This window comes from Candidatus Edwardsbacteria bacterium, assembly GCA_031082425.1.
In the GTDB taxonomy this organism is placed as follows: Bacteria; Edwardsbacteria; AC1; order AC1; family EtOH8; genus UBA2226.
In genome coordinates this window covers 100,001-126,456 of the sequence record JAVHLB010000006.1, presented here as the reverse complement: position 1 = coordinate 126,456, position 26,456 = coordinate 100,001, and the positions used below count along the sequence as shown (strand labels likewise).

General features: G+C 54.0%; 17 protein-coding genes, 1 tRNA gene and 1 rRNA gene. All 19 read left to right on the top strand.

All coding sequences use genetic code 11. The annotated features are described in order from the left end of the window. The first annotated feature begins 4 nt into the window (after positions 1-4). The 19 genes from RDU76_07590 (at position 5) to RDU76_07500 (ending at position 26,269) form a co-directional block, all read left to right on the top strand. The gene (locus RDU76_07590; GenBank protein ID MDQ7798786.1) at positions 5-1,201 is read left to right on the top strand and encodes a hypothetical protein; all 1,197 of its coding nucleotides are present in this window, start codon (positions 5-7) and stop codon (positions 1,199-1,201) included. Then, on the top strand, positions 1,173-2,624 hold the full coding sequence (locus RDU76_07585; protein ID MDQ7798785.1) for a TldD/PmbA family protein: 1,452 nt from the start codon (positions 1,173-1,175) through the stop codon (positions 2,622-2,624). The genes RDU76_07590 and RDU76_07585 overlap by 29 nt, the downstream gene beginning before the upstream one ends. A 78-nt stretch (positions 2,625-2,702) precedes the next feature. Then, on the top strand, positions 2,703-4,031 hold the full coding sequence (locus RDU76_07580; protein ID MDQ7798784.1) for a TldD/PmbA family protein: 1,329 nt from the start codon (positions 2,703-2,705) through the stop codon (positions 4,029-4,031). 480 nt (positions 4,032-4,511) lie between these two features. Next, entirely contained in the window at positions 4,512-6,224 is a 1,713-nt protein-coding gene (locus RDU76_07575; GenBank protein ID MDQ7798783.1) for a T9SS type A sorting domain-containing protein, read from the top strand. A 38-nt stretch (positions 6,225-6,262) separates the two neighbouring features. After that, positions 6,263-8,338 (top strand): excinuclease ABC subunit UvrB, encoded by a 2,076-nt coding sequence (gene uvrB, locus RDU76_07570; protein ID MDQ7798782.1) that lies wholly within the window; start codon positions 6,263-6,265, stop codon positions 8,336-8,338. A 148-nt stretch (positions 8,339-8,486) separates the two neighbouring features. Then, on the top strand, positions 8,487-9,740 hold the full coding sequence (locus RDU76_07565) for a M20/M25/M40 family metallo-hydrolase (GenBank protein MDQ7798781.1): 1,254 nt from the start codon (positions 8,487-8,489) through the stop codon (positions 9,738-9,740). Positions 9,741-9,854: 114 nt separating this feature from the next. Then, positions 9,855-10,721, top strand: coding sequence for a carboxylating nicotinate-nucleotide diphosphorylase (gene nadC / locus RDU76_07560; protein MDQ7798780.1), 867 nt, complete (start codon positions 9,855-9,857; stop codon positions 10,719-10,721). Positions 10,722-10,815: 94 nt separating this feature from the next. After that, positions 10,816-11,190 (top strand): CoA-binding protein, encoded by a 375-nt coding sequence (locus tag RDU76_07555; protein MDQ7798779.1) that lies wholly within the window; start codon positions 10,816-10,818, stop codon positions 11,188-11,190. A gap of 149 nt (positions 11,191-11,339) precedes the next feature. Further along, a complete protein-coding gene (locus tag RDU76_07550) occupies positions 11,340-12,800 on the top strand; it encodes a glycosyltransferase family 2 protein (protein ID MDQ7798778.1) in 1,461 nt (486 codons plus the stop codon). 84 nt (positions 12,801-12,884) lie between these two features. Next, entirely contained in the window at positions 12,885-14,450 is a 1,566-nt protein-coding gene (gene murJ, locus RDU76_07545; protein ID MDQ7798777.1) for a murein biosynthesis integral membrane protein MurJ, read from the top strand. A 52-nt stretch (positions 14,451-14,502) separates the two neighbouring features. Continuing rightward, positions 14,503-15,666 (top strand): alkaline phosphatase family protein, encoded by a 1,164-nt coding sequence (locus RDU76_07540; protein MDQ7798776.1) that lies wholly within the window; start codon positions 14,503-14,505, stop codon positions 15,664-15,666. A 136-nt stretch (positions 15,667-15,802) separates the two neighbouring features. Continuing rightward, positions 15,803-16,369, top strand: a complete 567-nt coding sequence (locus RDU76_07535) for a hypothetical protein (protein MDQ7798775.1) — start codon at positions 15,803-15,805, stop codon at positions 16,367-16,369. Between the two features lie 86 nt (positions 16,370-16,455). Next, positions 16,456-18,273, top strand: a complete 1,818-nt coding sequence (locus RDU76_07530; protein ID MDQ7798774.1) for a transglycosylase SLT domain-containing protein — start codon at positions 16,456-16,458, stop codon at positions 18,271-18,273. Beyond that, entirely contained in the window at positions 18,270-19,622 is a 1,353-nt protein-coding gene (locus RDU76_07525) for a FlgD immunoglobulin-like domain containing protein (protein ID MDQ7798773.1), read from the top strand. Before RDU76_07530 ends, RDU76_07525 begins: the two co-directional genes overlap by 4 nt. 334 nt (positions 19,623-19,956) lie before the next feature. Further along, a 16S ribosomal RNA gene (locus RDU76_07520) occupies positions 19,957-21,478 on the top strand. Between the two features lie 252 nt (positions 21,479-21,730). Beyond that, positions 21,731-21,807: transfer RNA gene (locus RDU76_07515), tRNA-Ile, on the top strand. A 158-nt stretch (positions 21,808-21,965) separates the two neighbouring features. Continuing rightward, positions 21,966-23,246 (top strand): hypothetical protein, encoded by a 1,281-nt coding sequence (locus RDU76_07510; protein MDQ7798772.1) that lies wholly within the window; start codon positions 21,966-21,968, stop codon positions 23,244-23,246. Between the two features lie 86 nt (positions 23,247-23,332). Further along, a complete protein-coding gene (locus RDU76_07505; GenBank protein ID MDQ7798771.1) occupies positions 23,333-24,634 on the top strand; it encodes a hypothetical protein in 1,302 nt (433 codons plus the stop codon). Positions 24,635-24,952: 318 nt separating this feature from the next. Beyond that, complete coding sequence (locus tag RDU76_07500; protein ID MDQ7798770.1) at positions 24,953-26,269, top strand: hypothetical protein; 1,317 nt, start codon at positions 24,953-24,955, stop codon at positions 26,267-26,269. The last annotated feature ends 187 nt before the right edge of the window (positions 26,270-26,456 follow it).

Here is a 26,456-nt window from a genome sequence, read left to right as displayed (position 1 = left end):
GCGTATGTCAAGTATTTTGGAACCAAAAGAATGGCTATCTTTTATTGAACAAAAGAAGCATGAATATGACAGATATTTAAATCTAACATATATAAAAAGAGGGTTTGCCTATACCGTTGCTTTGTTTTCTTTAGGTTACTTGTATAAATTATTAATAAATATTATAGATGACTTTAGCTATATCTACGCTTTGGTGATTCTTCAGGTCATTTATATTATCATTAAAAGGATATTTATACAAATTAGTGATATTGATGATAGTCCATTAACACTACCAAATATACCACATTCAAAAAACATTGAGATAACTAGATTAGAAACTATTTCTAAATTATTTATGGAGTTTATATGTTTATTATGCGCTCTGTTTATCTATTATTATTCAAATATACTTGGGTTTTCCAATATTGCGACTATTAGTATGCTCATAATATTATGGCAAATAATTATTCTTATTTCTGGGATTGCAGCATTGTATTTTATGGGTCCCAAACTACTATTTTACGTTATGACTTATCAAAAGAATAGTTTTTATAAATCACTCAATTTAAGCAAAGTGTTTGTCTTTATTCCGGCAATTGTTTTTTTTATACTTAGTATGCATATGTTTAAAGTCAAACAAATATTCCAAATTAATACTTTATTGTGCTTCCAGATTGTAATAGTTTTAAATATTACAATCTGGGCAATACAGGCAATATATTTAAGTTATCTACAAGAAAGAAATGTGCCTGACTTTAAAAACCTTGAACAAAGGATTTTAAGGGGTGTTTTAAAAAATGCTGATGAAATATTGGATCAATACGAAAATATTATATATGGCCCCAAACCAATATCATGGGTGGATGAAAAAATATCAATGGTTGTTAATCAATTAGATATTGTGAAACATGAAACATTAAATTTCATATTAACATGTAAAAACAATGGTACCGGCGAAGTAGGTTTTAAAAAAATAAAAACCCATCAACGGAATAAGAATAAAATATTAGATAAAATAGAGACATTTATGCAAGATATTTCAAGAGCAACAAATAGTGGGTGTTTCGATAGTGAAGAGATGGACGTTATTGATTTCAAATTTATCAAAATAAAAAATCAGATAAAACGACTAAAATTATTGACACGCCAAGAAGAGAAAATAGTTAATAAAGCAAAAGGAAATATTGTTAATGAAAGACCTAGCGCAACACGCCCTTAACGTGGCCGAGCTGGCTGGGGCCAGCTACGCCGACATCCGCATCATCAACGAGGACTCCGAGCGGGTGGAGGTCAAGGACGGCCAGGTGGGCAGCATCAACCGGCGGACCTCCGGCGGCTTCGGCATCCGGGTGATCGCCAACGGGGCCTGGGGCTTCGCCTCCAGCCCCAAGACAGACAAGGCCGAGATCGAGCGGGTGGCCAAGCAGGCGGTCAAGGTGGCCCGGGCCAGCGCCCGGCTCAAGATCCGCGACCTGGAAATGGCCCCGGTGGAAAAATACATAGATAAATACGTCACTCAGCACCAGAAGAACCCGCTGGAGGTGCCCATCGAGGACAAGATCGCCCTGCTGCTGAAGACCGACCAGATCATGCGGAAGGTCAAGGGGGTCAACATCACCGAATCACAGATCGCGGCCTGGGTGGAGGACCAGCTGTTCGCCTCCACCGTCGGCTCCTTCATCGAACAGCGGATCGTCCAGTGCGGCGGGGGATACACCGCCACCGCCATCAAAGACGGAGATGTGCAGCACCGCTCCTATCCCTGCTCCCACGACGGGCAGTGGGAATCAAACGGCTACGAGATGATCGAGGCCCTGGACTTTCCCGGCCACGCCCAGCAGGCGGCCGAGGAGGCGGTGGCCCTGCTGTCGGCCGAGCAGTGCCCCAGCGGTGAGAAGGACATCATCCTGGAGGGCTCCCAGCTGTCCCTGCAGATCCACGAATCGGTCGGCCACCCCCTGGAACTGGACCGGGTGTTCGGCAGCGAGGCCAACTTCGCCGGCACCAGCTTTGCCACCACCGACAATCTGGACAAGCTTAAATACGGCTCGGATATCGTCAACATCACCAGCGATCCCACCTGTCCCATGGGGCTGGGCAGCTTCGGCTACGACGACGAGGGGGTCAAGGCCCAGAAGCATGACCTGATCAGGAAGGGCCTGCTGGTCAACTACCTGTCCTCCCGGGAGACCGCCCACAAGATCGGCAAGATTTCCACCGGGGCCATGAGGGCCGACGGCTGGGACAACATGCCGCTGGTCAGGATGACCGGCATCAACCTGGAGCCGGGAACCAAATCAACCGAGCAGATCATCTCCGAGACTGAGGACGGCATCTACATGGCCACCAACAAGAGCTTCTCCATCGACGACCGGCGCTCCAACTTCCAGTTCGGCACCGAGATCGCCTGGGAGATCAAGCAGGGCAAGCTGGGCCGGATGATCAAGAACGCCACCTACACCGGGTTCACCCCCCAGTTCTGGAACGCCTGCGACGCCATCGCCGGGCCGGGGGACTGGAAGATCTGGGGGACGGCCAACTGCGGCAAGGGCGAACCCTCCCAGACCGCCCGCACCGCCCAGGGCTGCTCGCCGGCCCGCTTCCGCAAGATCAAGGTGGGTGTGGTGCCGGGAAAGAAATGATATTTTCATTTAGGACGCTGATTAACGCTGATTTTATTAAGATCAGTTTCTTAACTCAACCAAGTGAACGGATATAAAATGATGATAGACAAGAACCAGGCCCAGGAGATCTGCCAAAAGGCCATGTCCTTCGTGAAAGAGGGGCAGGCCGAGGTGAACCTGGTCCAGACGGTCAGCCCGCTGACCCGGATCGCCAACAACACCATCCACCAGAACGTGGAGACCTCGGACATCAGCCTCTCCCTGCGGGTGGATATCGACGGCCGATCGGGGCGGGCCGCCACCAACCAGTTCGACGACGAATCGCTCAAGAGAGCTGCCGGACAGGCGACGGAGGCGGCCCGGGCCATCACCGGCCAGCAGGAGCTGCCCCCGTTGATGGGGCCGCAAAAATACAGGGATATCCCGGCCTTCGACCAAAGCTCGGCCTTCATGGAGCCGGAGCAAAGGGCGGAGATGGTGCTGAAGGCCGTCAACCTGGCCAAACAGGAGAAGGTGGAGCTGGCCGGGCTGGTCAGCAACCTGCTCTACGTGAACGCCCTGGCCAACAGCAACGGGCTGTTCGCCTACCACCGGATGAGCCAGCTGACCATGGAGATCACCGCCCGTTCCGGGATCACCGCCGGCCGCCATGCCCAAACGGTCCGCCAGGCCGGCGACCTGGACCCGGAGAAGGTGGCGTCCATCGCCATAAAAAAATGCCTGGGCGGGCTCAATGCCAAGGCCCTGGAGCCCGGGGAATACACGGTCATTTTGGAGCCGGAGGCGGTGACCACCCCGCTGATGTTCCTGTCCTTTCTTTCATTCGGCGCCCAGGCGGTCCAGGAGAACCTCAGCTGCCTGTCCGGCAAGCTGGGACAGAAGCTGATGGGGGACAACATCACCATCACCGACGATGCCTATCATCCGCTGGCCATCTGGGCCGAACCGTTCGATTCCGAGGGCATGCCCAAGAAGAAGGTAAGCATCATCGAAAAGGGCGTGGCCAAGGGGCCGGTCTACGACCTTAAGACCGCGGCCAAGGACCAGACCGAGACCACCGGCCACGGTCTGCCCCAGCCCAATACCTACGGGCCGATGCCCCGTAATATCATCCTGGAGGGCGGAAACTCCACCCTGGAGGACATGATCAAGTCCACCCAGCGCGGGGTGCTGGTGACCAGGTTCTGGTACAACCGGGTGGTGGATCGCAAGGTCCCCATCATCACCGGGATGACCCGGGACGGCACCTTCCTGATCGAGGACGGCAGGATATCAACCGGGGTCAAGAACATGCGCTTCAACCAGGACCTGGTGGAGTTCTTCAACAACGTGGAGACGCTGGGCGTACCGGAGAGCCAGGAGAACATGGTGGTCCCGCCGCTGAAGGTCAATAATTTCCACTTCACCGGGCTGACCGAGGCGTAGAGATAATGAAGGCCCTGCCCGCAGGGCCTTTGTTTGACCCCTCTCCATGCCTCTCCCCGTTGCGGAGAGGGGCCTATGCGCAGTCATTGCGAGAAGACATCAATGCCTGGCAACTGAAGCAATCCACGATATCCTGAATAATCTCCGTGCTTCCTTCGACACCGCTCAGGGCAAGTCTCAGAAAACGTAAGCAATGTGATAACATAAATTGTCACCCTGAGAGGATTTTTCATCTGACAAGATGAGTGGGTGACGGTCATCCCTCAAATTGTTCTGCTTCGATGTGCCCTCGGGATGACAAATGGTTTTATAAAATATCCTTGGTGCTCCCTTAGACAAGCTTTGTGTTCTTATTGGTTAAACTGTAAATAAAAATCTGCGTTAATCCATGTCCAAAAATAAATGAACCAGTTCAAACTAGTCTCCTCCTAATAAACCCACCGGCGATCAGGTAAAACTTAAACCTTAGGAGATAAGGAAATGGCTATACGTAAGAATGGTATTTTAATGGTGTATGTTGTGACTTTGCTAGCCAACCTGACAGTATTGTACGCCCAAAATGTGCCAGCTAATAAAAAGGCAGAGTTTGACAGTGTGTTTTACAATTCAATAATTGAGAACGGATTTCCGGTAAAAATAAACCAAGTGAGCGGCTATTTTACGGTTCGATCCCAATGCACGGTTGTCGGTGATATCAAAGGTGATGGTCGGAAGGAGATTCTCGTAAGCGGGTTGTGTTCCGGTCCGCTGTATTGCATCGGATCAGACGGCTTGGTGTTGGCTGGGTGGCCAGTGACGACTGCCAATGGAGGCGCCGCATATCCTGCCGTGAGCGGGCGAAATATTGTGCTTGGCACTGCCAATGGGGATATTGCTATGGTAGATTCGATGGGGCAATTCGTGTGGCAGTTGACGGCCGGCAATTGCGTCTCGGGACCTCCGTCGGTTGCTTATATACCATCTCAATCGATGGAATGCCTTTTTATTGGCGAGGAAGATTGGAAAATTCATGGCCGCCTTTCGTCTAGCGGGGCGGAATATTCCAGTTGGCCGTTTTATTTCCTGCAAAGCCAGGAATGGCAAACGCCTGCAGTCTGTGATATTGACCATGACGGCCAAATAGAGGTCCTTTCTATAAGCGGTACCGCAAATAGTATTTCTAAAATTATGCTGTTAAATGAAAACGGGGTGCCCGAGCCCGGTTGGGACAGCATCGAATACCATCTTGCCGATGTGGCTTTCCCGGCCATCGGTGATATCGATGGCGATGGAACGGAGGAAATAATTATACATTCAGTCGATTCAATAATGCCTTCGGTGTATTGGACCCGTATCCTAACTCCCTCAGGTATTGAGAAGCGCCAGTGGATATTGCATGGAAATATATATAACAGAATCAGCCCTGCTGTCGCTGACATGAATGGTGATGATATCCCAGATATCATTATCCAGGGTAATGATTCACTTTGCGTTACTGATGGCTTTGGGTCGGCGCTTCCTGGCTGGCCGATCCCGTTTGCAACCGAATACACCGGCAACTCCGCACCTGCAGTTGGTGATGTGGACGGTGATAGCCTCCCGGAGATAGTAGTGACAACAAATTACTCGAATTTTGGGCGCGTCCACGTTCTTAATCACGATGGATCCTATGTGAACGGTTTCCCAATGGAATTGACAATAGGTGCGGGTACTGTACCTGTCATAAGCGATCTGGACCTTGATGGACATAATGAAATTATTATTACTAGCACATTAAGTGCGGACACAAGCGGAGTTCTAGACAAAGTCTGGGTCTTCGATTTGGACCGGGACTCGGTGGGCGTGAGTCATGGTAAGATCGAGTGGGGCCAGTTCATGCACGATGAGCGGCATTCCGGCTACTATGGGGCGCCGACAACCGGGGTGACCGGGGATAAAAAGCCCTTTCCCGCGCCTGGGCTTTCGCTCGTTTGTTGGCCTAATCCCTTTATAACTTCAGCTACCATTAGATATAATTGCACCACATCCACTAAAACTGTGGTCGGGATCTATGACATCGCCGGTCGGTTGGTGGAAAGGCTCTTTGAGGGCCGACTGGAGCCGGGGATGCATACTTGGAAATGGAACGGGCAGTTACACAACACGGGTGTTTACTTCTGCAGGATATCGGCCGGGAACAGTTCTTCGGTAATAAAACTCATTCGCTTAAAATAACTATAATATCAATCTGCGACAATCTGCGTCCAAAATAAATGAACCAATTCAAATTAGCATCTGATTATAAACCCACCGGCGACCAGCCGCAGGCCATCGAGCAATTGGTGGACGGGCTGAACCGGGGCATCAATCACCAGGTCCTGCTGGGCGTCACCGGGTCGGGCAAGACCTTCACCATGGCCAATGTCATCGAGAGGATCAACCGTCCCACCCTGATCATGTCCCACAACAAGACCCTGGCCGCCCAGCTGTACGGCGAGTTCAAGGGATTCTTCCCCCAAAACGCGGTGGAGTATTTCATCTCCTATTACGACTACTACCAGCCCGAGGCCTACATCCCGTCCTCCGACACCTACATCGAAAAGGATTCCTCCCGCAACGACGACATCGAACGGCTGCGCCTGCGGGCCACTTCGGCCCTGTTGGAGCGGCGGGACGTGATCATCGTGGCCTCGGTGTCCTGCATCTATTCGCTGGGCTCGCCGGACGAATGGAAGGAGTTCGTCCTGATGCTGGAGACCGGACAGACGGCCGACCGCGAGGCGGTGATGAAACAGCTGGTGGGCATCCAGTACCAGCGCAACGACGTCAGCTTCGACCGGGGCACCTTCCGGGTGCGGGGCGGGGTGATCGAGGTCCACCCCGGAGACGAGAACATCGGCCTGCGCATCGAACTGGAGGAAGACAAGGTGGCCCGGCTGTCGGTCTTCGAGCCGCTGACCGGCAAGGTCACCGAGGTCAAGGAAAAGATCGCCATCTATCCCACCAAGCATTTTTTGGTCTCCAACCCCCGGCTGGAGCAGGCCCTCAAGGACATCGAGGAGGAGGCCAAGTGGCGGGTGGCCGAGCTGACCAATGCCGGGAAACTGCTGGAGGCCCAGCGCATCCAGCAGCGCACCAAGTACGATCTGGAGATGATCAAGGAGCTGGGCTACTGTTCCGGCATCGAGAATTACTCCCGCCACCTGGCCGGCAGAAAGCCCGGCGAGCGGCCCTTCTGCCTGATAGATTTTTTCCCCCAGGATTACCTGCTGATCATCGACGAATCGCACGTCAGCGTGCCGCAGATCGGGGCCATGTATGCCGGGGACCGCTCCCGCAAGGAGACCCTGGTGGACTTCGGCTTCCGCCTGCCCTCGGCATTGGACAACCGGCCGCTGAAATTCGATGAATTCGAATCGCTGGCCAACCAGGTGATATATACCTCGGCCACGCCCTCCGATTACGAGCTCAAAAAATCCGCCGGGGTGGTGGTGGATCAGATCGTCCGGCCTACCGGACTGGTGGATCCCGAGGTGGTGATCAAGCCCATCGCCGGCCAGGTGGACGACCTGATGGAGGAGATCCAACAGCGGGTGGAGCGCCAAGAGCGGACACTGGTGACCACTTTGACCAAAAGGATGTCCGAGGACCTGGCCGACTTCCTGGCGGCCGGCGGGATCAAGGTGCGCTACCTGCATTCCGAGATCGACGCCATCGAGCGGATCGAAATATTAAGGGGCCTGCGTCTGGGCGAGTTCGACGTGCTGGTGGGGATCAATCTGCTGCGCGAGGGACTGGACCTGCCGGAGGTCTCGCTGGTCGCGATATTGGACGCCGACAAGGAGGGCTTTCTGCGCTCCGAGCGCTCGCTGATCCAGGTCTCGGGCCGGGCGGCCCGCCACCTGTCCGGCAAGGTGATAATGTACGCCGACCGGGTCACCGATTCCATGAAGCGGGCCCTGGCCGAGATGGAGCGGCGGAGAAAGATCCAGCTGGCCTACAATGAGAAGCACGGCATCACTCCGCAGTCCATCATCAAGTCCATCGAGCAGGTGATGCTGTCCACCTCGGTGGCCGATTCCCGGCAGGAGCTGGTCAAGGAGGAGATGGAGGCCTATATCGTCTCGGGCCTGTCCCAGGAGGAGATCATCGTCCAGCTGGAGAAGCAGATGTTCGACGCCGCCTCGGCCATGGAGTACGAGAAGGCCGCCGCCATCCGGGACGAGATCCGCAAGCTGCAGGGCCAGGAGCCTTTGGCCAAGCCGTTCGGGGGAAAGCGGTCGAAGAAGAAGACCGGCCAGCCGGACATGGGAGTAACTTATACCAGGAAGAGGGGTAGGAAAAGCTAGTTAATAGTTATTAGTTATTGGTTATTAGGGGTACGGCGAATTCGTCATTCTGAGAAACACTTTTTATTGGACAAGCGAAGTATCTCTTGACAACAAAGTGCACAAAGAACACAGAGTTAAATATTTAATATAAACGGAGTTTCATCCCATGATCAACGCCCACCAGGTTCTCAAGGAGCTCAACTTCGAGCGGCTGACCGGCTCGGCCGGGGAGAAGAAGGCCATCACTGTCATCGCCAAATACCTAAAACAACTCAAGGTCAAACATCACCTGGAGCCTTTCGCGGTCAACTCCTTCGACACCGGCACCGCCTCCATCAAGGCAAAAAATCAGACCTTCAAGGCCCATCCCTTCGGGCTGTCCCACGACCACAAGATCTCCGGGGAGATGGTCTTTCTGGAGGATGCCGACATTCTGATGCGGAACAAGGGTGCCTACCAGGGCAAGATACTTTTGACCTATACCTTCTCCCGCAAGATAGCCGAGCATTTCAAACCGGCCGGGATAAAAGCCTGCATCGCCATCGGCAGCCCGCTGCGTCAGGCCCCCAGCTGGTCCTACCGCCAGAAGATGTACGCCCAGGGCTACGTTCCCTCGGTCACCGTCACCTATGAGGATGGCCTGAAGCTGTCGGCCCTGTCCGGCAGCAAAATAGAATTGGCCATCAAGCAAAGTTCCGGGAAGCGCACCGGCCACAACATCGTCATCGACATCAAGGGCCGGGGATACGACGACAACCTGACCCTGGCGGTGGGGCACTACGACAGCGTGGCCCGCTCGCCCGGCTCCACCGACAACGCCGGAGGGATCGTCACCCTGCTCAAGGCGGCCGAGCATTTCGCCAAAAACAGGCCGCAGCGGGACCTGCGGATCGTCATGTTCTCCGGCGAGGAGCTGGGACTGCGGGGCAGTTTTGCCTACGCCGAGAAACACCAGAAGGAGGTCAAGGAGCGGCTGGGACTGGTGGTCAACGTGGACGTGGCCGGCGACGAACTGGGCAAGAACGAACTGATCGTGCTGGGCACCCCGCAGCTGCAGGGCTACGCCGACGGCATCACCAAGGAGACCGGACATTATTTCCATACCGAGCTGGACATCTACAGCAGCGACTGCATGCCGTTCGCGGTGCACGAGGTGCCGGCCGTCAATATCTGCCGCTTTGGGGGACAGGCCTCGGACATGATCCACACCCCGGGCGACGACGTCAAGCATACCTCCCAGCGGGGCCTGGAGCCCACCATCGTCGCGGCTATCAATCTTCTAGATCGAGTGCTTAACTCGAAGATATATCCGGTCAACAGGGAGATCGACAAATCGCTGAGGGAAAAGATCGAAAAATATTTGTGGGGCTCGCTGATGGAGCCGCCCAAGCTGGAATGGACGCCGGAGTACAAGAAATAGTCAACATGTCATCCTGAGCTTGGCAGCTATGCTTGTCAAGCGAAGGATCTATTCACCACAAAGGGCACAAACAGCACAGAATTATCCTAATACTTTTCAGAAAGATAGAGCGGGATGAAACTCAGTATTGCCAAGGTCCGGCCCCTGATAAAGCAGGCGCTGAAAGAGGACATCGGGAAGGGCGACATCACCAGCCGATACACCATCGATCCGCAGGCCAAAGGGCTGGCCCTGATCATGGCCAAGCAGGAGGGGGTGCTGGCCGGGATCGACATCTGCCGGGAGGTCTTTCTGCAGACGGATCCCGAACTGGCCATCGAGGTCAATACCAATGATTCCCAGCCGGTCGACCTGGGCCAGGTGGTTATGAACATCCAGGGTCGGGCCCAGAGCATCCTGGCGGCCGAGCGTACCGCCTTGAATTTTCTGCAGCACCTTTCCGGGATCGCTTCGCTTACCGCCCGGTTCGTCGAAGCGGTTAACGGCACCAAGGCCAGGATCCTGGACACCCGCAAGACCACTCCCGGACTTCGGCTGTTGGAAAAATACGCCGTGGCCTGCGGCGGGGGACAGAATCACCGGATGGGACTCTACGACATGGTGCTGATCAAGGACAACCATATCGAGACGGCCGGCGGGGTCTCGGCGGCCATCCAGCTGGTACGTGACGGGGTCAAGAAGAACATCAAGATAGAGGTAGAGGTTCAGAACCTTTCCCAATTGGAAGAGGCCATCGCCCTGGCCCCGGACGTGGTGATGCTGGACAACATGAAGCCCGAGATGATGGCCGAGGCCTGCCGGATGGTGTGGTCGTCGCCGGCCCGGGACCAGGGCCGGCTCAAGATCGAGGCCTCCGGGAACGTCAGCATAGACAATGTCAGAAAAATAGCCGAATGCGGGGTGGATTACATCTCCATCGGGGCGCTGACCCATTCGGCCCCGGCCCTGGATTTTTCCCTCCGGCTTAAGGCCCTGGGTTAGATTGCCAATTTATAAACCACGGAATCACGGAAATAATGATTCTATTATTTGAGTTTTCAAGAGTTCAGTGTTTCCGTGGAAAGAAAAGTTAATTATGAATGTCGCTATTCTGGGCGCCAGCGCCAAAAAAGACCGCTACAGCTATCGGGCCCTGAGATCTTTGATCGATAAGGGGCATAAGGTATTTCCCGTCAACCCCAATCTGGCGGAAATTGAAGGCCTGAAAGTGTATCCTTCTTTGGGCTCTTTGCCCGAGAAGGCGGATACCATTACCGTCTATCTGGCGCCGTATCGGTCCGAGCCATTGACAGAAGATATCATTTCAGCCAAACCGCGGAGGGTGATCTTCAACCCTGGGGCAGAGAACCCCGGCCTGATGGAAAGGCTGGAGGTAAATGGCATCAAGGGGGTTACGGCCTGCACCTTGGTGATGCTGTCGCTGGGTAATTTTGACGATAAATTAACTTGAAAAAAAACGGGAAAAGTTGTATACTTATCAGTTAAATAATTATGTAACCATAGACTCTCAGTAATTTGGTGCCAAAACAGCGGGGTATCAAGGAATTCTGGGAGTATATTTTATTTATCTAAACTCAATTGAGGTTTCATAAAAAGATCATGTCCAACTTGGAAATCGCGCTTTTGGTGGTCTATGGTCTGTTGATGGGAGTGCTGTCGATCTATTCCTTCCATGCCTACCTGATGGTGTATCTTTACCGGAAGAACCGGGGATCTCGTCAAAAGCACCAACAAATATATTCGGAGTGGCCCCGGGTCACAGTCCAGCTGCCGATCTTCAACGAACAGTACGTGGTGGAGAGGCTGATCAAGTCTGCCTGCAGCATTGATTATCCCCGCGACAGGTTTGAAGTGCAGGTGCTGGACGATTCCACCGACGAAACCCAGGGATTGTGCCGCCGGCTGGTGGATGACTACCGAAAGCAGGGGGTGGAGGTGGTATATATCCACCGCGATGACCGGACCGGCTTCAAGGCCGGGGCTCTGCGGGCGGGCCTGGCTGTCGCCCGGGGAGAGTTTCTGGCCATATTCGACGCGGATTTCATCCCCCCGGCCGATTTTTTGAAAAAGATGATGCCCTATTTTTCCCACCACCGGGTCGGCGTGGTGCAGTCCCGCTGGGGGCATACCAATGGCAACTGTTCCTGGCTGACCAAAGGGCAGGCCATCGGGCTGGATGCCCATTTCGTGATCGAACACGGGGCCCGCAACTCTTCGGGCATATTCATGAACTTCAACGGCACCGCCGGCATCTGGCGCAAGGCTTCCATCATCGATGCCGGGAACTGGCAGGACGACACCCTGACCGAGGATATGGATATATCATACCGGGCCCAGCTGGCCGGCTGGAAGTTCGTCTATGTCAATGATGTGGTCTGCCCGGCCGAGGTGCCGGTCGACGTCCATGGCTTCAAGAGCCAGCAGTACCGCTGGGCCAAGGGGGCCATTCAGACCGCCAAAAAACTCCTGCCCAGGATATGGAAGGACCGGACCCTTCCTCTGCTGGTCAAATGGGAAGCCACGGTCCATCTGACCAACCATATCGTCTTTCCCCTGATGCTGCTGCTTTCGATCCTGTCCTGGCCGATGCTGGTGATCAAGGTTACCGAATCGACCTCCCGGGGGTTCTTCATCGGGGCCACTGCCTTCACCGTCTGCGCCTTCAGCTACCCCCTGTTCTACATCTACGCCCAGAAGGAAATATATCCCGATTGGAAACGACGGGTGATGTCCCTGCCGATACTGATGGCCGGAGCGGTGGGTCTTTCGGTGATAAACACCAAGGCGGTCTTCGGAGCGCTTTTCAACCGCCAGAGCGGATTCGTCAGGACCCCGAAGTACAATCTGAACGGCAAGAGCCGAAGCTGGCAGCAGAAAAAATACCGGGTAAAATTTGAACTGACCGTGATCCTGGAGATCATGCTGGCGGTCTACACCACCTTCGCCCTGTGGTACGCCATCGACCATGCCCAGCTGGCCACCATCCCCTTCATGCTGCTGTACTGGTTCGGATTCCTGTTCATAGCAGGACTGTCGTTGGTACATGCGGTGAAAAACTGATCTTAGCTTGATATTTGGGCTTGAGCGATCAAGCCCTTTTTAATTTATCAAGGCAGCAGTATCTTCAAATTTCGGGGTATTGATTTGAGCCGACACTTGAAACACATGGCCGGAATGTCCCTGGGGACACTATTCTCCAGACTCACCGGATTTGTGAAGTGGGCCTTTATGGGCGCAGTGCTGGGCTTTAGCCCCATAGCCGACGCCTATAACCTGGCCCATATCCTGCCCACCATGATCTACGAACTGATACTGGGAGGGATCCTTTCGGCGGTCTTCATCCCGGTGGTGGTGGAGCAACTGTCGTCCCCGGACAAAGAACAGGCCTGGAAAAACATCAGCCAGATCGTCAATGCCGCCTTGATAGCCCTGGGAGCGACCACCCTGCTTTGCTGGATAGGGTCCCCGCTATTGGTCTACCTCCAGACGCTCAAGGCCGGTCCGGAGCTGCGCCGCCAGGTGCTGTTCTTCTTCATCTTCTTTGTTCCCCAGATCATTTTATACGGGCTTTCCGCCCTGGCCGGCGGCATCCTGAATGCCCGGGACAGGTTTGTGGTGGTGGCCTTGGCCCCGGTGGTGAACAATGTCATAGCCATCATGACCCTGGCGGCCTACCGCTGGGTGCCCGGGTTTGGGATAGTGGGGCTGGCCCTGGGGACAACCCTGGGCGTTTTGGGCCAGGCCCTGGTCCAGTACCCCGGTCTGAAAAAGGCCGGATGGCGCTACCATTTCAGCATCAATTTCAAGCATCCGGCGGTCATAAAAATAGTCAAGCTGTCGCTGCCGGTGCTGGCCTATGTCATATTGAACCAGATAAATCTGACAGTCCAGAACAACCTGGCCATCAACTTCCAGGGCGGGGTGTCGGCCCTGCAGTACGCCTTTGCCTTTTATGTGCTGCCCCACGGACTTTTTGCGGTGTCCATAGGGACGGTGCTGCTTCCCGGACTTTCGGAGCTGGCGGTCAAAAAGGACTGGCCGAGGTTCGCCGGCACAGTGGAGAAGGGGATCATCTGGAGCGCCATCGTCATCATCCCCGCCCTGGTCATCTACCTGACCCTGAGCCTGCCTATCGTCCAGGTGCTGATGCAGCGGGGCCGTTTCACCCTGCAGGATACCCGGCTGATGGCCACCGTCCTGTCATGCTATTCCCTGGGACTGTTCTCCTTTACCATATACCTCTTTCTGAACCGGGTCTTCTACTCCCTGCAGGATACCGTCACCCCGCTGGCGCTGAACTTCGTCGGCAACGCCTCCAACACCATCATCAATTTTGCCCTGGTCGGGCTGCTGGGGATCCCCGGCCTGGCTTTGGGACATGCTGCGGCCTATACCATTATCGCCGGGATCAGCCTGTGGCTCATCAAAAAGCGCCTGCCCGATATCCGGCTGGGCCTTGTTTCCCGTTCCCTGATAAAAATAACCGCGGCCTCGCTGCTGACCGGGGCTGGGGCCTTTTTCCTGAATGACCTTTGGCTCCGGCAGATGGGTTCGCTGGGGCTGTGGCCCAAGGCCGGTATTTTGACCGGGTTCCTTTCGCTTTTGATCCTGCTCTACCTTGCGGCCGCCAAGTTTTTCGGGCTGACCGAGACCAATGAGGTCGTTCTGGCGATAAAAAGGAAAATGGCCCCGGGAAGCAGCCAGAAATGACCGGAAGCCGGAAATGCCCGGCTTTGATTTTAATACCGATAAAGCGGATACCATGGACAAAAGATACCTTCCCGATTACAGCGGCGGCAGCATCGTCAACCTGATGGCCAGCATTGCCGGAAGGTTCGGGCATAGGACCGGGTATGCCCAGCTGAGGCAGCTGCCGGCCAGCGCCCTCAAGCCGTACAAAAAGATCATCCTGCTGGTGCTGGACGGAATGGGGTACCATTTTCTGCAGAAGCAGGGGGAGGACAGCTGGCTGAAGGAGAATCTGCATGCCAGGATGACCTCGGTGTTTCCCTCGACCACCGCCAGCGGCATCACCAGTTTTGCCACCGGCCTTCCGCCCGACCGGCATGCCATAACCGGATGGTTCGTCTATCTGAAAGAGCTGGGGGTGGTGTCCAAGGTGCTGTTCTGCCAGCCGCGTTATGGCGGCGACAAATTCCCCCAGGCTGGAGTTGACATCAAAAGCCTCATCGGAGGGGATCCCATATTTGACAGGTTAAAGGCTCAAAGCTTTATGGTCACCCCCGGCTTCATAGCCGACGGGCCTTTTTCAAAAGCCACCCGGGGCCGGGCTGTTCCGGTGCCATATCAGGACCTATCCGGCCTGTTTGCCGGGATGAGATCGGCCCTTAAAAGATCCAGGGGGCAGGCTTTCATCTCCGCCTATTGGCCGGAGATAGACCATCTGTGCCATCTGCACGGGACGGAGAGCCCTAAAGCAAAGGCACACTTCCGCCGCCTGGATAAAAAGATCGCCTCCTTTTGGCGGTCGGTCAAAAGGGAGGATGTGCTGCTGCTGATCACGGCCGATCACGGCCTGACAGACACCCCCCAGCAAAAAGTCATCGAGCTTAAGGACCATCCGGATTTGAATCAATGCCTGAGCCTTCCCCTGTGCGGGGAGCCGCGGGTGGCCTACTGTTATATTCACCCCGACAGGGAAAAGCAGTTTAAACAATATGTATCCTCTCGCCTGGGAAAGGCCGGTAAATTATATTCAAGGGGCCAGGTGATCCAAAAGGGCTTTTACGGCCCGGGTTCGGCCGATCCCCGTCTGGCCGAAAGGATCGGCGACTTTGTGCTGATAATGGAAGACGGGTGGTGCCTGAAGGATTTTCTTTTAGGCGAGGAAAAGGTGTACTTGAAGGCCCAACACGGCGGAACCACCTTCCAGGAGATGCTGGTGCCGCTGGTCAAGGCTAGATGAAAATAAATGAGATCCCCCCTTGAAAAACATGACAAATAGGGCTATCATATCCCTGTACTGAAAACGGTCGTTCATTTAAATAATTGCGCCAGTGGCTGACAGTTAAATAAAAACTGTTTGGAAGGAGGGTAGATAGATGAGGAGGATATTCCCCTGCTTATTGGCCTGGTCTTTGCTGGCAACAACAGCCGGCTGCCGAGGCGGCGGGCAGTATTTGGCTGCCACCAAGCCCTTGGTGGAGCAGTATCAGCAAGCGCTGGGACGTTTAGCGGAGTTTGAAAAACAGCCCTATTCCACCCAACAGGCCACCCTGGATTTCTATCAAAAATATTCCCAGGATATGGCCCAGATCAAAACGGGGTTTTGCCTCCAAGCCAGCGGTGGGGATAAAAAGCTCAGCGCTTTTCATGCCGATCTCATCAGGCTGTTGAATATTGCCGATCTGATGGCCCAGTCCATCAGCAACGACCTGCTTCGTTACCAGACGATAATTGCCGGCACCAAATTCAAAAATGCCAGCCAACGCAGGGACGAGGTGCGGATGATCTCCGATAAATGGGAGAACAAAGCCATCGCCGCCAGGGAGGCTTACTCCGCCGAGCAGGACAGGCTGGCAGCGGCCGTCAGCGATAAATACCAGGTCAGGCTGGCTCCGGTCGGCAGCAACCCCTTGATCGCCGATCTCAAAAAAACCTTTAAATAGCGGCCGGGGTCGGGGGCAACGGGAAGAAAATCGTTCTTCCCGTTTTTCTTTTGACAAATGACTGCGGCATCGGTTAAAATGTGACTATGAGGAAATACCTGCTTCTGGTCCTGCTGTTCATAATCCCCGGCAGCCTTCCCTCCCAGGAGACGTCGGATGCGGTACAGCAGGCTATGATGCTGGGGGAGTGGCTGGAATACGGCAGGGCCCTGGATGTCTTAAAAGGCATCCCCGACGATTCCCTCTCGCAGCATAATAAAATCAGGCTGTTGATCCTGTCCGGCGATCATCACAGAGCCATCAAGGAGGCGGGCGACTTTTTACAGCGTTGGCCCGGCTCTCCCCGGGGGATCGATTGCAAATGGCAGAGAGCCTACAGCCTGAAGAAGATCGGGCTTTACCGTGATGCCCTGTATGATTTCCTGGACCTGGCCCGGCAGGATCCCCTGCTGGCGGATATCGCCTGGATGAACGCCGGGTTCTGCTATCAGCAGCAGGGGCAGTCCAAAACGGCCGGCAGGATCTTTGACAGCCTGGCTTCTGACGGAAGCAGCCAGGGGACCGACAGTCTGCTGATATCGCTATTGATGGCCCAGCCGGTGTCAGTCTCCGGCAGCGCCCCGCCGCCGGTCCGCCAGGGTACCATCTATAAAGCCAGCCGGCTGATCAGCCAAAAAAAGTATGAATCGGCCAGGAACCTGCTGACCAGGTTCGTCCGTTTCAACAAGGGCAGCAGCCTGCTGGGCCAGGCCCAGTACCTGATAGGCAAATGTTTGGAGCGGCAGGGCAAGCTGACCCTGGCCGCCCAGGCCTATCTGAAAGTGCCCGAGGTTCAGTCCGGCAGCAGTTGGGCTGACGAGGCTCTTTTCAGGGCCGGTTGGTGCCAGTATAAAATGAAAGCCTATGGCAGAGCCCTGAAACACTGGCGGGAGGCCCAGAGAAGATACCCCCAGAGCGATTTCGCAGAGGTGTCCGTTTTTTGGCAGGGAAAGGCCCTGGAGGAGAGGGGCGACAGCCTGGCCGCCCGGGGAAAATACCAGGAATTGGCTGCAAAATACGAATATACTTATTACGGCTGGAGGGCCAGGGAAAAATTGAAGGGATATTCCCCTTCCGGGGACAGCCTCTCTCCCGACAAGGTCGCCCAGCTGGCCTTTTTGGATTCCGCCGTGGCCGAGCCCCAGCTTGAGCCGGAAAGCTGGATCAAAAACCATCGGAGGTTCAGCCAGGCATCCCGGCTGGTGGATATGGGCCTGCTGGATGAGGCTGCCAAGCTGGCCGAAGCCATCAGGAAGATCAGCTGGAACGATCCGGCGGCCCTTCATTACCTGGCCCAGCTTTTCAGCCAGGCGGGGATGGACCCCCAGGCCATCTATTGCGCCAAGAGATCGTTTGACCTCTGGATGGGGCCCCGGCCCAGGGCTTTGATAGAGACCTTGTATCCCCAAAGGTATCTTCGCTCCATAGAAGCAGCCCTGGCGGAGAGCCCGGTAGAAACGGCCCTGGTGCTTTCGGTGATGAGGCAGGAGAGCAAATTCGTGGCTGCCGCCCGCTCCCGGGCCGGGGCCAGGGGCCTGATGCAGATCATGCCCAAGACCGGCCAGCGGCTGTCCGGCTTGAAAAAATTCAGGCCCGACACCTTGTATCACCCCGAAACCTCCATCGTTTACGGCACCAGATTTTTGTCCAGCCTGCTTAAGCAGTTCGACGGTTCAATCGTTCACACCCTGGCCGCCTATAATGCCGGGCCTTATCGGGTCAAGCAGTGGCTCAAATCGGAGCGCTGTCGGAATGATGACGACTATCTGATAGAGGAGATACCCTATCTGGAGACCAGGAATTATATAAAAAAGGTAATGGTCGGTTATTACGTATACCGTTGGTTATTGGAGGAGAAACTATGAGGCAAAACCGGATCTGTTCCACAGTGAAAAAACACTATTGGGCGGTGATCATTGTGCTGGCACTTTTCTGGAAGCCGGCGCCGGCCCAGGAATACCGGCCCAGCCTGCTGGTGCCGCCGCCCTATGGCCATTCCTATGGCTTTCACAAGGCCGGGAGATTCTACTTAAAAATTCTTCTCAGCCTGGGGGCCGGGTTCGATGATCCGCAGGGCATCGCCGCGGTAAAGTTAAAATCCACCGATGATCCCTCCACCATTGAAGATGATGACGAGCTGACGGTCTATGCCGCCAATTCAAACCGCCACCAGATAATCTATAACCGCGGATTGGCCGGTTTGTCGGCCTATGGCTCGCTGGGGTCCGGCAACGGGCAGTTCCATAACCCCCAGGGAGTGGCGGCCACCGAGGACGGCTTTGTCTACGTGGCCGATATGAACAACAACCGGGTGGTCTGTCTATACAACGAGAAAGGGAAGCTGGAATTCATCCGTAATATAGGGGAAGGCGAGCTGTCACATCCCATGGGCTGCGCAGTGGACGCCGCCGGAAATCTTTATGTGACCGATACCGATCATAACCGTATTGTGGTTTATGACAAGGTGGGCCGCCGGACCCGGATCATGGATGTCGGGGGAAGGCTGGACCGGCCATCGGCCATAGCGGTGGTCGATTTCGCCGACCGGTGGAATTTCCACCATCAGACGGTCATTGTTGTATCCGACTCGGTCAATGGCCGGGTCCGCAAGCTCGACCAGTTCGGCAAGATACAGGCCGAGATCACCGGCGGAGACATAGCCATGCCCGGGGCCTATTTTGCCTGGCTGGCCCTGGATTTCTATGGCAGCGTCTATGCCACCGATATGGTCAACCACCAGGTGCACAAGTTCGACCACGATCTCAAATATGTGTCCGGATTCGGCCGGCAGGGAAAGGGCGACAACGAGTTCGAATCGCCCCGGGGCATCGCCATCTGGAAGAGGTACGGCCAGGTTTTCGTCCTGGAGCGGGAATCGGTGCAGTATTACTGGGTGGGCGTAGACGGCTATATCGAGGGATTGTACCCCAAGAAACTGAGCAAAGACTTTCCCGGGCCCACCATATCGCTGATCCTTTACGAACCGGGGGATTTCAAGATCCAGGTCACCGACAGCGCCGGGAACCTGGTCAAAAACCTGGTCAACGAGTTCCGGGAGACCCTGGGGCTGAACAATATCGTCTGGGACGGCACCGACGAGAAGGGGGGGCTGGTCCCGCCCGGCGAATACATCATCAACGTGACCATCGAACCCACCTATTCTGCCAAGGGATATTTCAGCAAGAAGCTTACCGCCAGGATTGTGAAGGAATAACTGGCCTTTGACGGCAGCGGCAGGCTAAATAACATAAGGCCCCAAACCGGTTTTTAAGGGATATTTTCGTTCCGGGCAGAACTTACAGCGGGGCCTCAACCACTTATATGAGAGGAAGGCCCGGGAAAGCTTAAAATACAGAAATAAAAATAATTGCAAAATATATTGAATTATTTGTAAAAGGGTATTGACAACTGAACCCGTTTTGTGTATAATTACAAACCTTGGCCCGAAAGGGATTAAGTTCTTTGAAAATTGAATATGGTGCACAGTGTGTTTGTTATTGAGCTTTATGGATCTTCGAAAATTCTAGGTTTAAAATGATTAAACTTTCTTTATGGAGAGTTTGATCCTGGCTCAGGACTAACGCTGGCGGCGTGCCTAATACATGCAAGTCGAACGGTCATGCGTTTGTAGCAATATGAATGTATGATAGTGGCGAACGGGTGAGTAACACGTGGATAATCTACCTCTAAGTGGGGGATAACTCCGGGAAACTGGGGATAATACCGCATAATATTTCGACAGGGCATCTTGTTGAAATCAAAGGAGCAATTCGCTAAGAGATGAATCCGCGTCCCATCAGCTAGTTGGTAGGGTAATGGCCTACCAAGGCGACGACGGGTAGCCGGCTTGAGAGAGCGATCGGCCACAAGGGGACTGAGACACGGCCCCTACTCCTACGGGAGGCAGCAGTAGGGAATTTTGGTCAATGGGGGAAACCCTGAACCAGCGACGCCGCGTGGGTGATGAAATCTTTCGGGATGTAAAACCCTTTTCATTGGGACGAAATAAAAATGACGGTACCAGTGGAATAAGCCTCGGCTAACTCCGTGCCAGCAGCCGCGGTAAGACGGGGGAGGCAAGCGTTGTCCGGAATCACTGGGTGTAAAGGGCGTGTAGGCGGGCTTTTAAGTCGATTGTGAAATTTCTCGGCTCAACCGGGAAACTGCAGTCGATACTATTGGCCTTGAGTGCGGAAGGGGAGAATGGAATTCCTGGTGTAGCGGTGAAATGCGTAGATATCAGGAGGAACACCGGTGGCGAAGGCGGTTCTCTGGTCCTGCACTGACGCTAAGGCGCGAAAGCAAGGGGAGCAAACAGAATTAGATACTCTGGTAGTCCTTGCCCTAAACGATGGGTACTAGGTGTTCGTTCTTTTAAAGGATGAGTGCCGAAGCTAACGCATTAAGTACCCCACCTGGGGAGTACGATCGCAAGGTTGAAACTCAAAGGAATTGACGGGGACCCGCACAAGCGGTGGAGGATGTGGTTTAATTCGACGCAACGCGAAGAACCTTACCTAGGCTTGACATGCTGGTGAAAACCATGGAAACATGGTCCTCCCGTAAGGGACATCAGTACAGGTGGTGCATGGCTGTCGTCAGCTCGTGTCGTGAGATGTTGGGTTAAGTCCCGCAACGAGCGCAACCCTTATTCTCTGTTGGTCCGCAAGGATCTCTCTGAGGAAACTGCCAGCGATGAGCTGGAGGAAGGTGGGGATGACGTCAAGTCCGCATGCTCCTTACGTCTAGGGCTACACACGTCCTACAATGGGGTCGACAATGGGATGCAATATCGCAAGATGGAGCCAATCCCCAAACGGCCTCTCAGTTCGGATTGTAGTCTGCAACTCGACTACATGAAGTTGGAATCGCTAGTAATGGCAGATCAGCATGCTGCCGTGAATACGTTCCCGGGTCTTGTACACACCGCCCGTCACGTCATGGGAGCCGGTAATACCTAAAGTTGCTTGTTTAACCGCAAGGAGAACAGTACCTAAGGTAGGACTGGTGACTGGGACGAAGTCGTAACAAGGTAGCCGTACCGGAAGGTGTGGCTGGATCACCTCCTTTCTAGAGAACCGGTAGAACCATCTCTTTATTGAGATATGGGGTTCTGCATAAATCCAGAAGATATTATTGCGAGATAGCAAACCCTGTGCCACCCTATTCAGTTTCCTCATATTATGAAGGTTATGGGTTATAGGTATACAACTTATAATCTGTAACCTTTTTTTTGACCCCGCCCATCCCTCCCCCCTCGTAGTCACAATACAAGCGTGTCTCGGGGCGGGCTCTCGAGGGGAGGGAATGAGGGAGAGGTCTGGGCCCATAGCTCAGTTGGTTAGAGCGCGTCCCTGATAAGGACGAGGTCAGAAGTTCGACTCTTCTTGGGCCCACCATTTATTCTTCTTGCAGGGCGATAGTTCGCCGCAGGAGAGCACCACTTGGCTGGCCTTTTGGCCGGCCATTTTTTTATGGCTTTTATCCCTGTAATCTGATAAAATAATTCAGGTTTGGTTTTTCGGATAAACAGCCAAAAAATAACATGGGAGATAAAATGAAAAAAACATTCATATTGGCTTTTATCGCCGTAGGTCTGTTAGCAATGCCAGCCGGGGCCACCGAGACCAGGGTCTTGTCGCTGTCCGGGGCATCGGATTATGTCTGGGACAACAGCAATGTCTTCACCTATCCCAGCGTTGGGCCGCTTTATTACCGCTCGATGGTGGCCGAACTGGGAGATGAGGGCAGTGATGTGGCTTCCCAGAGCTCGGTCTGGCTGCTGTATGCCGACCAGGAGCAGAGCTTTGGGGTGGCCGGCCTGGCGATAAACCGTCATTCGGCCGGATACGGCCAGCTGCTGGATCACCTGCTTCCGGTTCAAAACGATTCCTTCAGCGTCGATATCATCACCCGTCTGCAGGACCGCGGCCTGGGGCAGCGCCTTACGGTGATCGAGGAGCCCAAAGCGTCCTACGATCTGTTATACTCCAGGAGATTTGATAAGATCACCGGAGGTATTTTATTGGGCCGTTCGGCCTGGTCGGGACTTGACAGCTATTCCGGCGAGGAAAGAAAGGCCGATGCCGGGATCACCGAGCTGGGTTTGGGGGTCGGTTATGAGCCCGGGGAAAATTTGAGGGCCGATGCCACGGTTTCCTACAACCACTTTTCCTTCGGCAGCAGCTATTCATATTCCGGACAGGATTCGGCCCAGGAGTTCAGATCCGACGGATCCCAGCGGCTGGCCTTTGACGGCAGGATCTTCTACGCCCTGAACGAGGACATGGTGATCGTCCCCCTGGTAAAGGCCGGGTATACCGATCTGGCCTATCGTTACACCCAGAACGGCGACACCAATTCTGCGGCCGGCAGCAACGAAACCACCCAGTTCCTTCTGGGCTGCGGCTGGAACTACCAGTTCCGTAATCATCTTAAGCTGATCGCCGGGGCGGATTTGGGTTATTCCAAGTCGCTGATAGAGGATTCCCTGATCGTCGGCTCCCCGGGCGAGATAAAGGAAGTCATCACCGAATGGACCTTTCCGGCCTTTCACTTGGGGCTGGAAGCCAATCTGGCCGACTGGATCACTGTCCGGCTGGGTGCCACCCAGAGTGTGGTTTCGGTCAAACATAGCATCGATTTTGCCGACGGGACTTCCAGCCGCTCCGAATCTTCGGAACAACCGTATCAACTAAATCTGGGACTGACCTTGAAGACCGGCAACCTTAACCTGGACCTGCTGGTCAACCCAGAGTTGCTGTATTCCGGCGGGAATATCGCCAGCGGGAGCAAGACCTGGCCAGCCACCTCGGCGGCTTTAAGTTACAGATTTTAACTATTGACTTTTAACCGATTTTTGTGATATCTTTATCATTGAGCACGCCGGAAAACAACCATTCAACCAACTAAGGAGGCCACTTAATGAGGAAGTCATTAGCCATTCTATCGGCATTGGTGATGCTTATCGGCATTGCCAACGTGACATTTGCCACCCAGGCCAGGGTCAACTCTTTGGGCAAGGCATGGATGTACGACGGGGACTTTGAGGACATCTATTTCTATCCCAATTCAGTAGCCAGTTACCCCAGAATGATAGTCACCGAATTAGGCACATATCCGGCAGGTTTTTCCTATAACGGCTCCGCCGCCATCACCTTTGCCAACGAAGAGCAGACCTGGGGCGTGGCCGGTTTGGACATCAATCATGCGTTAACCGGAGAAGATGGTTTTAAACAAACCATCACAGATATTAATACAGCTTTTGGCCCGGTACCTGTAATCGGTGGCGATGTGCTACCGCACATTGACAACAAGTGGCATTTATTCTATGCCAGAGACCTGGGCGGGCTGTCTGCCGGTCTGCACATTGCCAGGGCAGCTGCAGCCAGAACCTATAAAGACAGTGATACCATAACCGGAAACGCAGAATATGAATATGAAAATTCCGCCGGCATCTGGGATTTCAATGTTGGGCTCGGCTATTCACCAATGGAGAATATGGAAGCCAGTTTTGGTTTTTCCTTTAAAACATACTCATTCTCCGGCGAATACAACGAAACCTATCCTGGTTCCTCACCTGCCATCACAGCCTTCAATTCTCAGATAGAGTCTGATGGTGGTTCTGGTATTGATGCCGCTCTTCAGATTCAATATGGAATGAGCGACAACTTCAAACTGGTGCCCACCGCTGGCATATCAATGGGTTCTATCGGTTATAAAACCAGTTACAGCGACACCACCATACATCCCTTTGGCGGTGAAATGTCCACCTTCGATTTCTGGGCCGGGTTTGGCGCCAACTACACACCGATGGAGAATGTCCGGGTGCTTGGCGGATTGGACTTCGGCATCTCCAGTGAAACAATTGAGGATACCATGGCCATTTTAGGCGCTGGTTACGCTGAAGAAAAAACATCCACCTTCCTGTTCCCGGGCTTCAGCGCAGCCGTGGAAGCCGACGTGCTGAAATGGCTGACCCTCAGGATCGGCGCCAGCAAGGATATCGCCAAGACCACTGAAACAACCACTACTACTGCAAACGCTGAAACTGAAGAGAGCTATACCAGTGCCAGCTATCTTTTCGGTTTTGGTCTGGGCTTCAAGTTCAACAAGCTGTGCATCGATGTCAAACTGAACGACGACGCGCCCTATACCGCCGGCTACATGTTCAGCGGCATTCCGGGCGAACCGTTCACCCAGGTCTCCGCCACCTACAAGTTCTAATATTTCTAACAGATCCAAGGGCGAGTTCAACAGACAGAACTCGCCCTTTTGTTACTCTGGCAATTAGATAGCGTAATGTGTCATTTCCATCCCTATCATTCCAGCGCAGGCTGGAATCCAGGGGTAGCAGGGCTTGCTTGCCTTACTCAGGGCAGGCTTCCAGCGGGAATCCAGGCCCTGGATGCCTGTTTTCATGCCTGCGCGCTGAAGCGCCATGACGCGCAAGCAGGGGCATGACAACAAGGATGTTCAAAAACGGCTAAATATCAATTTATTTGCCGAAGTAATGATTGCCAAAAAACTTTTAAGAGAATACGTATGAGAAAAGCCTTTTTAAGGCTTGCCTCCTTGGCGTTGCTGCTTTCAGGGGGAGCGTCTTTTGCCACCCAAAGCGCCCGGTCCGCGCTGGGCCCGGCGGCCATATTTACCACCGATCCCGGCGATATCTGGCTTTTCCCGGCCGAATTGAACAACTATCCCCGCTTGTTATCGCTGGAGTTGGATTCGTTTCCCTTTGACAGGAACCGGATGTCATTTTTGGGGACCTGGTCGGATGATGAACAGAAGCTGGGCACCTTTGGGGCGGGTTTCGGCGACCTGTTTAGTGAAATAAACATTGAGGCCTTGATCCCGGCCCTGAACGCCGCCATCGCCAATAATCCCCTGATGTCGCCCCGCAACAACATACCGTTACCCGGCAATAAATTTCACTTATTCTATGCCCGGGATCTGGGGCTGGTGGTGGCCGGACTGCACATCGCCCAGGCTTCGGGGGACAAAAGTTATGCTTTCAGCGATACCATCCCGGCGGATGCGGTAAAACGCCAGGCGCATTCCGGCATCTGGAGCTTTGACGCCGGCGCATCCCGGATTTTTGGCGACAATATCTATCTGCAGACCGGCCTGGGCCTTCAGACGATCTCATTCTCTTCGGAATTCGAGCTGAGCGGAGCCGATCCCCTATACTGGGAAAAGGTGGAAATCCGGGAGGGCGGCGGCAAAAAACTTGATGTCAGGCTGTTCTACGGGGTGACCCCGGCAATCAAAATAGTGCCGGCCCTGTCATTCAATTCGTTTACCCTGGGGTATGCCGCCAGCTATGCCGATACCATGCACCTGCCGGGCTCCAGGTATGACAAAACCGGGGGGAAGTATTCCCAAAGCGGGTTTGTTATTTCCCTGGGAGCCGAGTATTGTCCCAACCCTGGGGTTAAGCTTTTAGCCGGCCTTTCCCTGGAAGGTTCCGGCATAGATATATCCGACTCCAATAATATCTGGCTGGTTTCAGCAGTACCTTCACAAAAATATATCAGCCGGGAGACCGGCGCTATCGTATTGCCCGGTCTTCAGGCCGGGATCGAGGCCGATCTTTTGAAGTGGCTGACGCTTCGGCTGGGTGCCAGCCAGAGGACCGTTTGGATCAACAATAAAACCAGGTTTGCCGATAATGCGGCTATTGCAGAGGAGGCCTTCAGCGAATCGGATTTTAACATTTGCTTCGGGCTGGGTTTTGAATTCGGCCGGCTCACTATGGATGCCCAGTTGAATGATGATCAACCTTTCAATGCCGGCTATCTTTTGAGCGGAAATCCTGATGCGCCGTTTGCTAAAATATCTCTGAAATACCGCTATTGATACCCTTTCCCCTTGCATATCAGAATATTTTATTGTATAATCCACCTTGGTTTTTAGGATTTAGTTATTGGTTGTTAGAGTTTAAGTTAAGTGGGGCTGTAGCTCCCTTCGACATCGTCCATCGACCGGCTCAGGACACCGCTCAGGGCGAGGCGCAGGGGTGCAAAGCACAAAATCGGGATAAGCG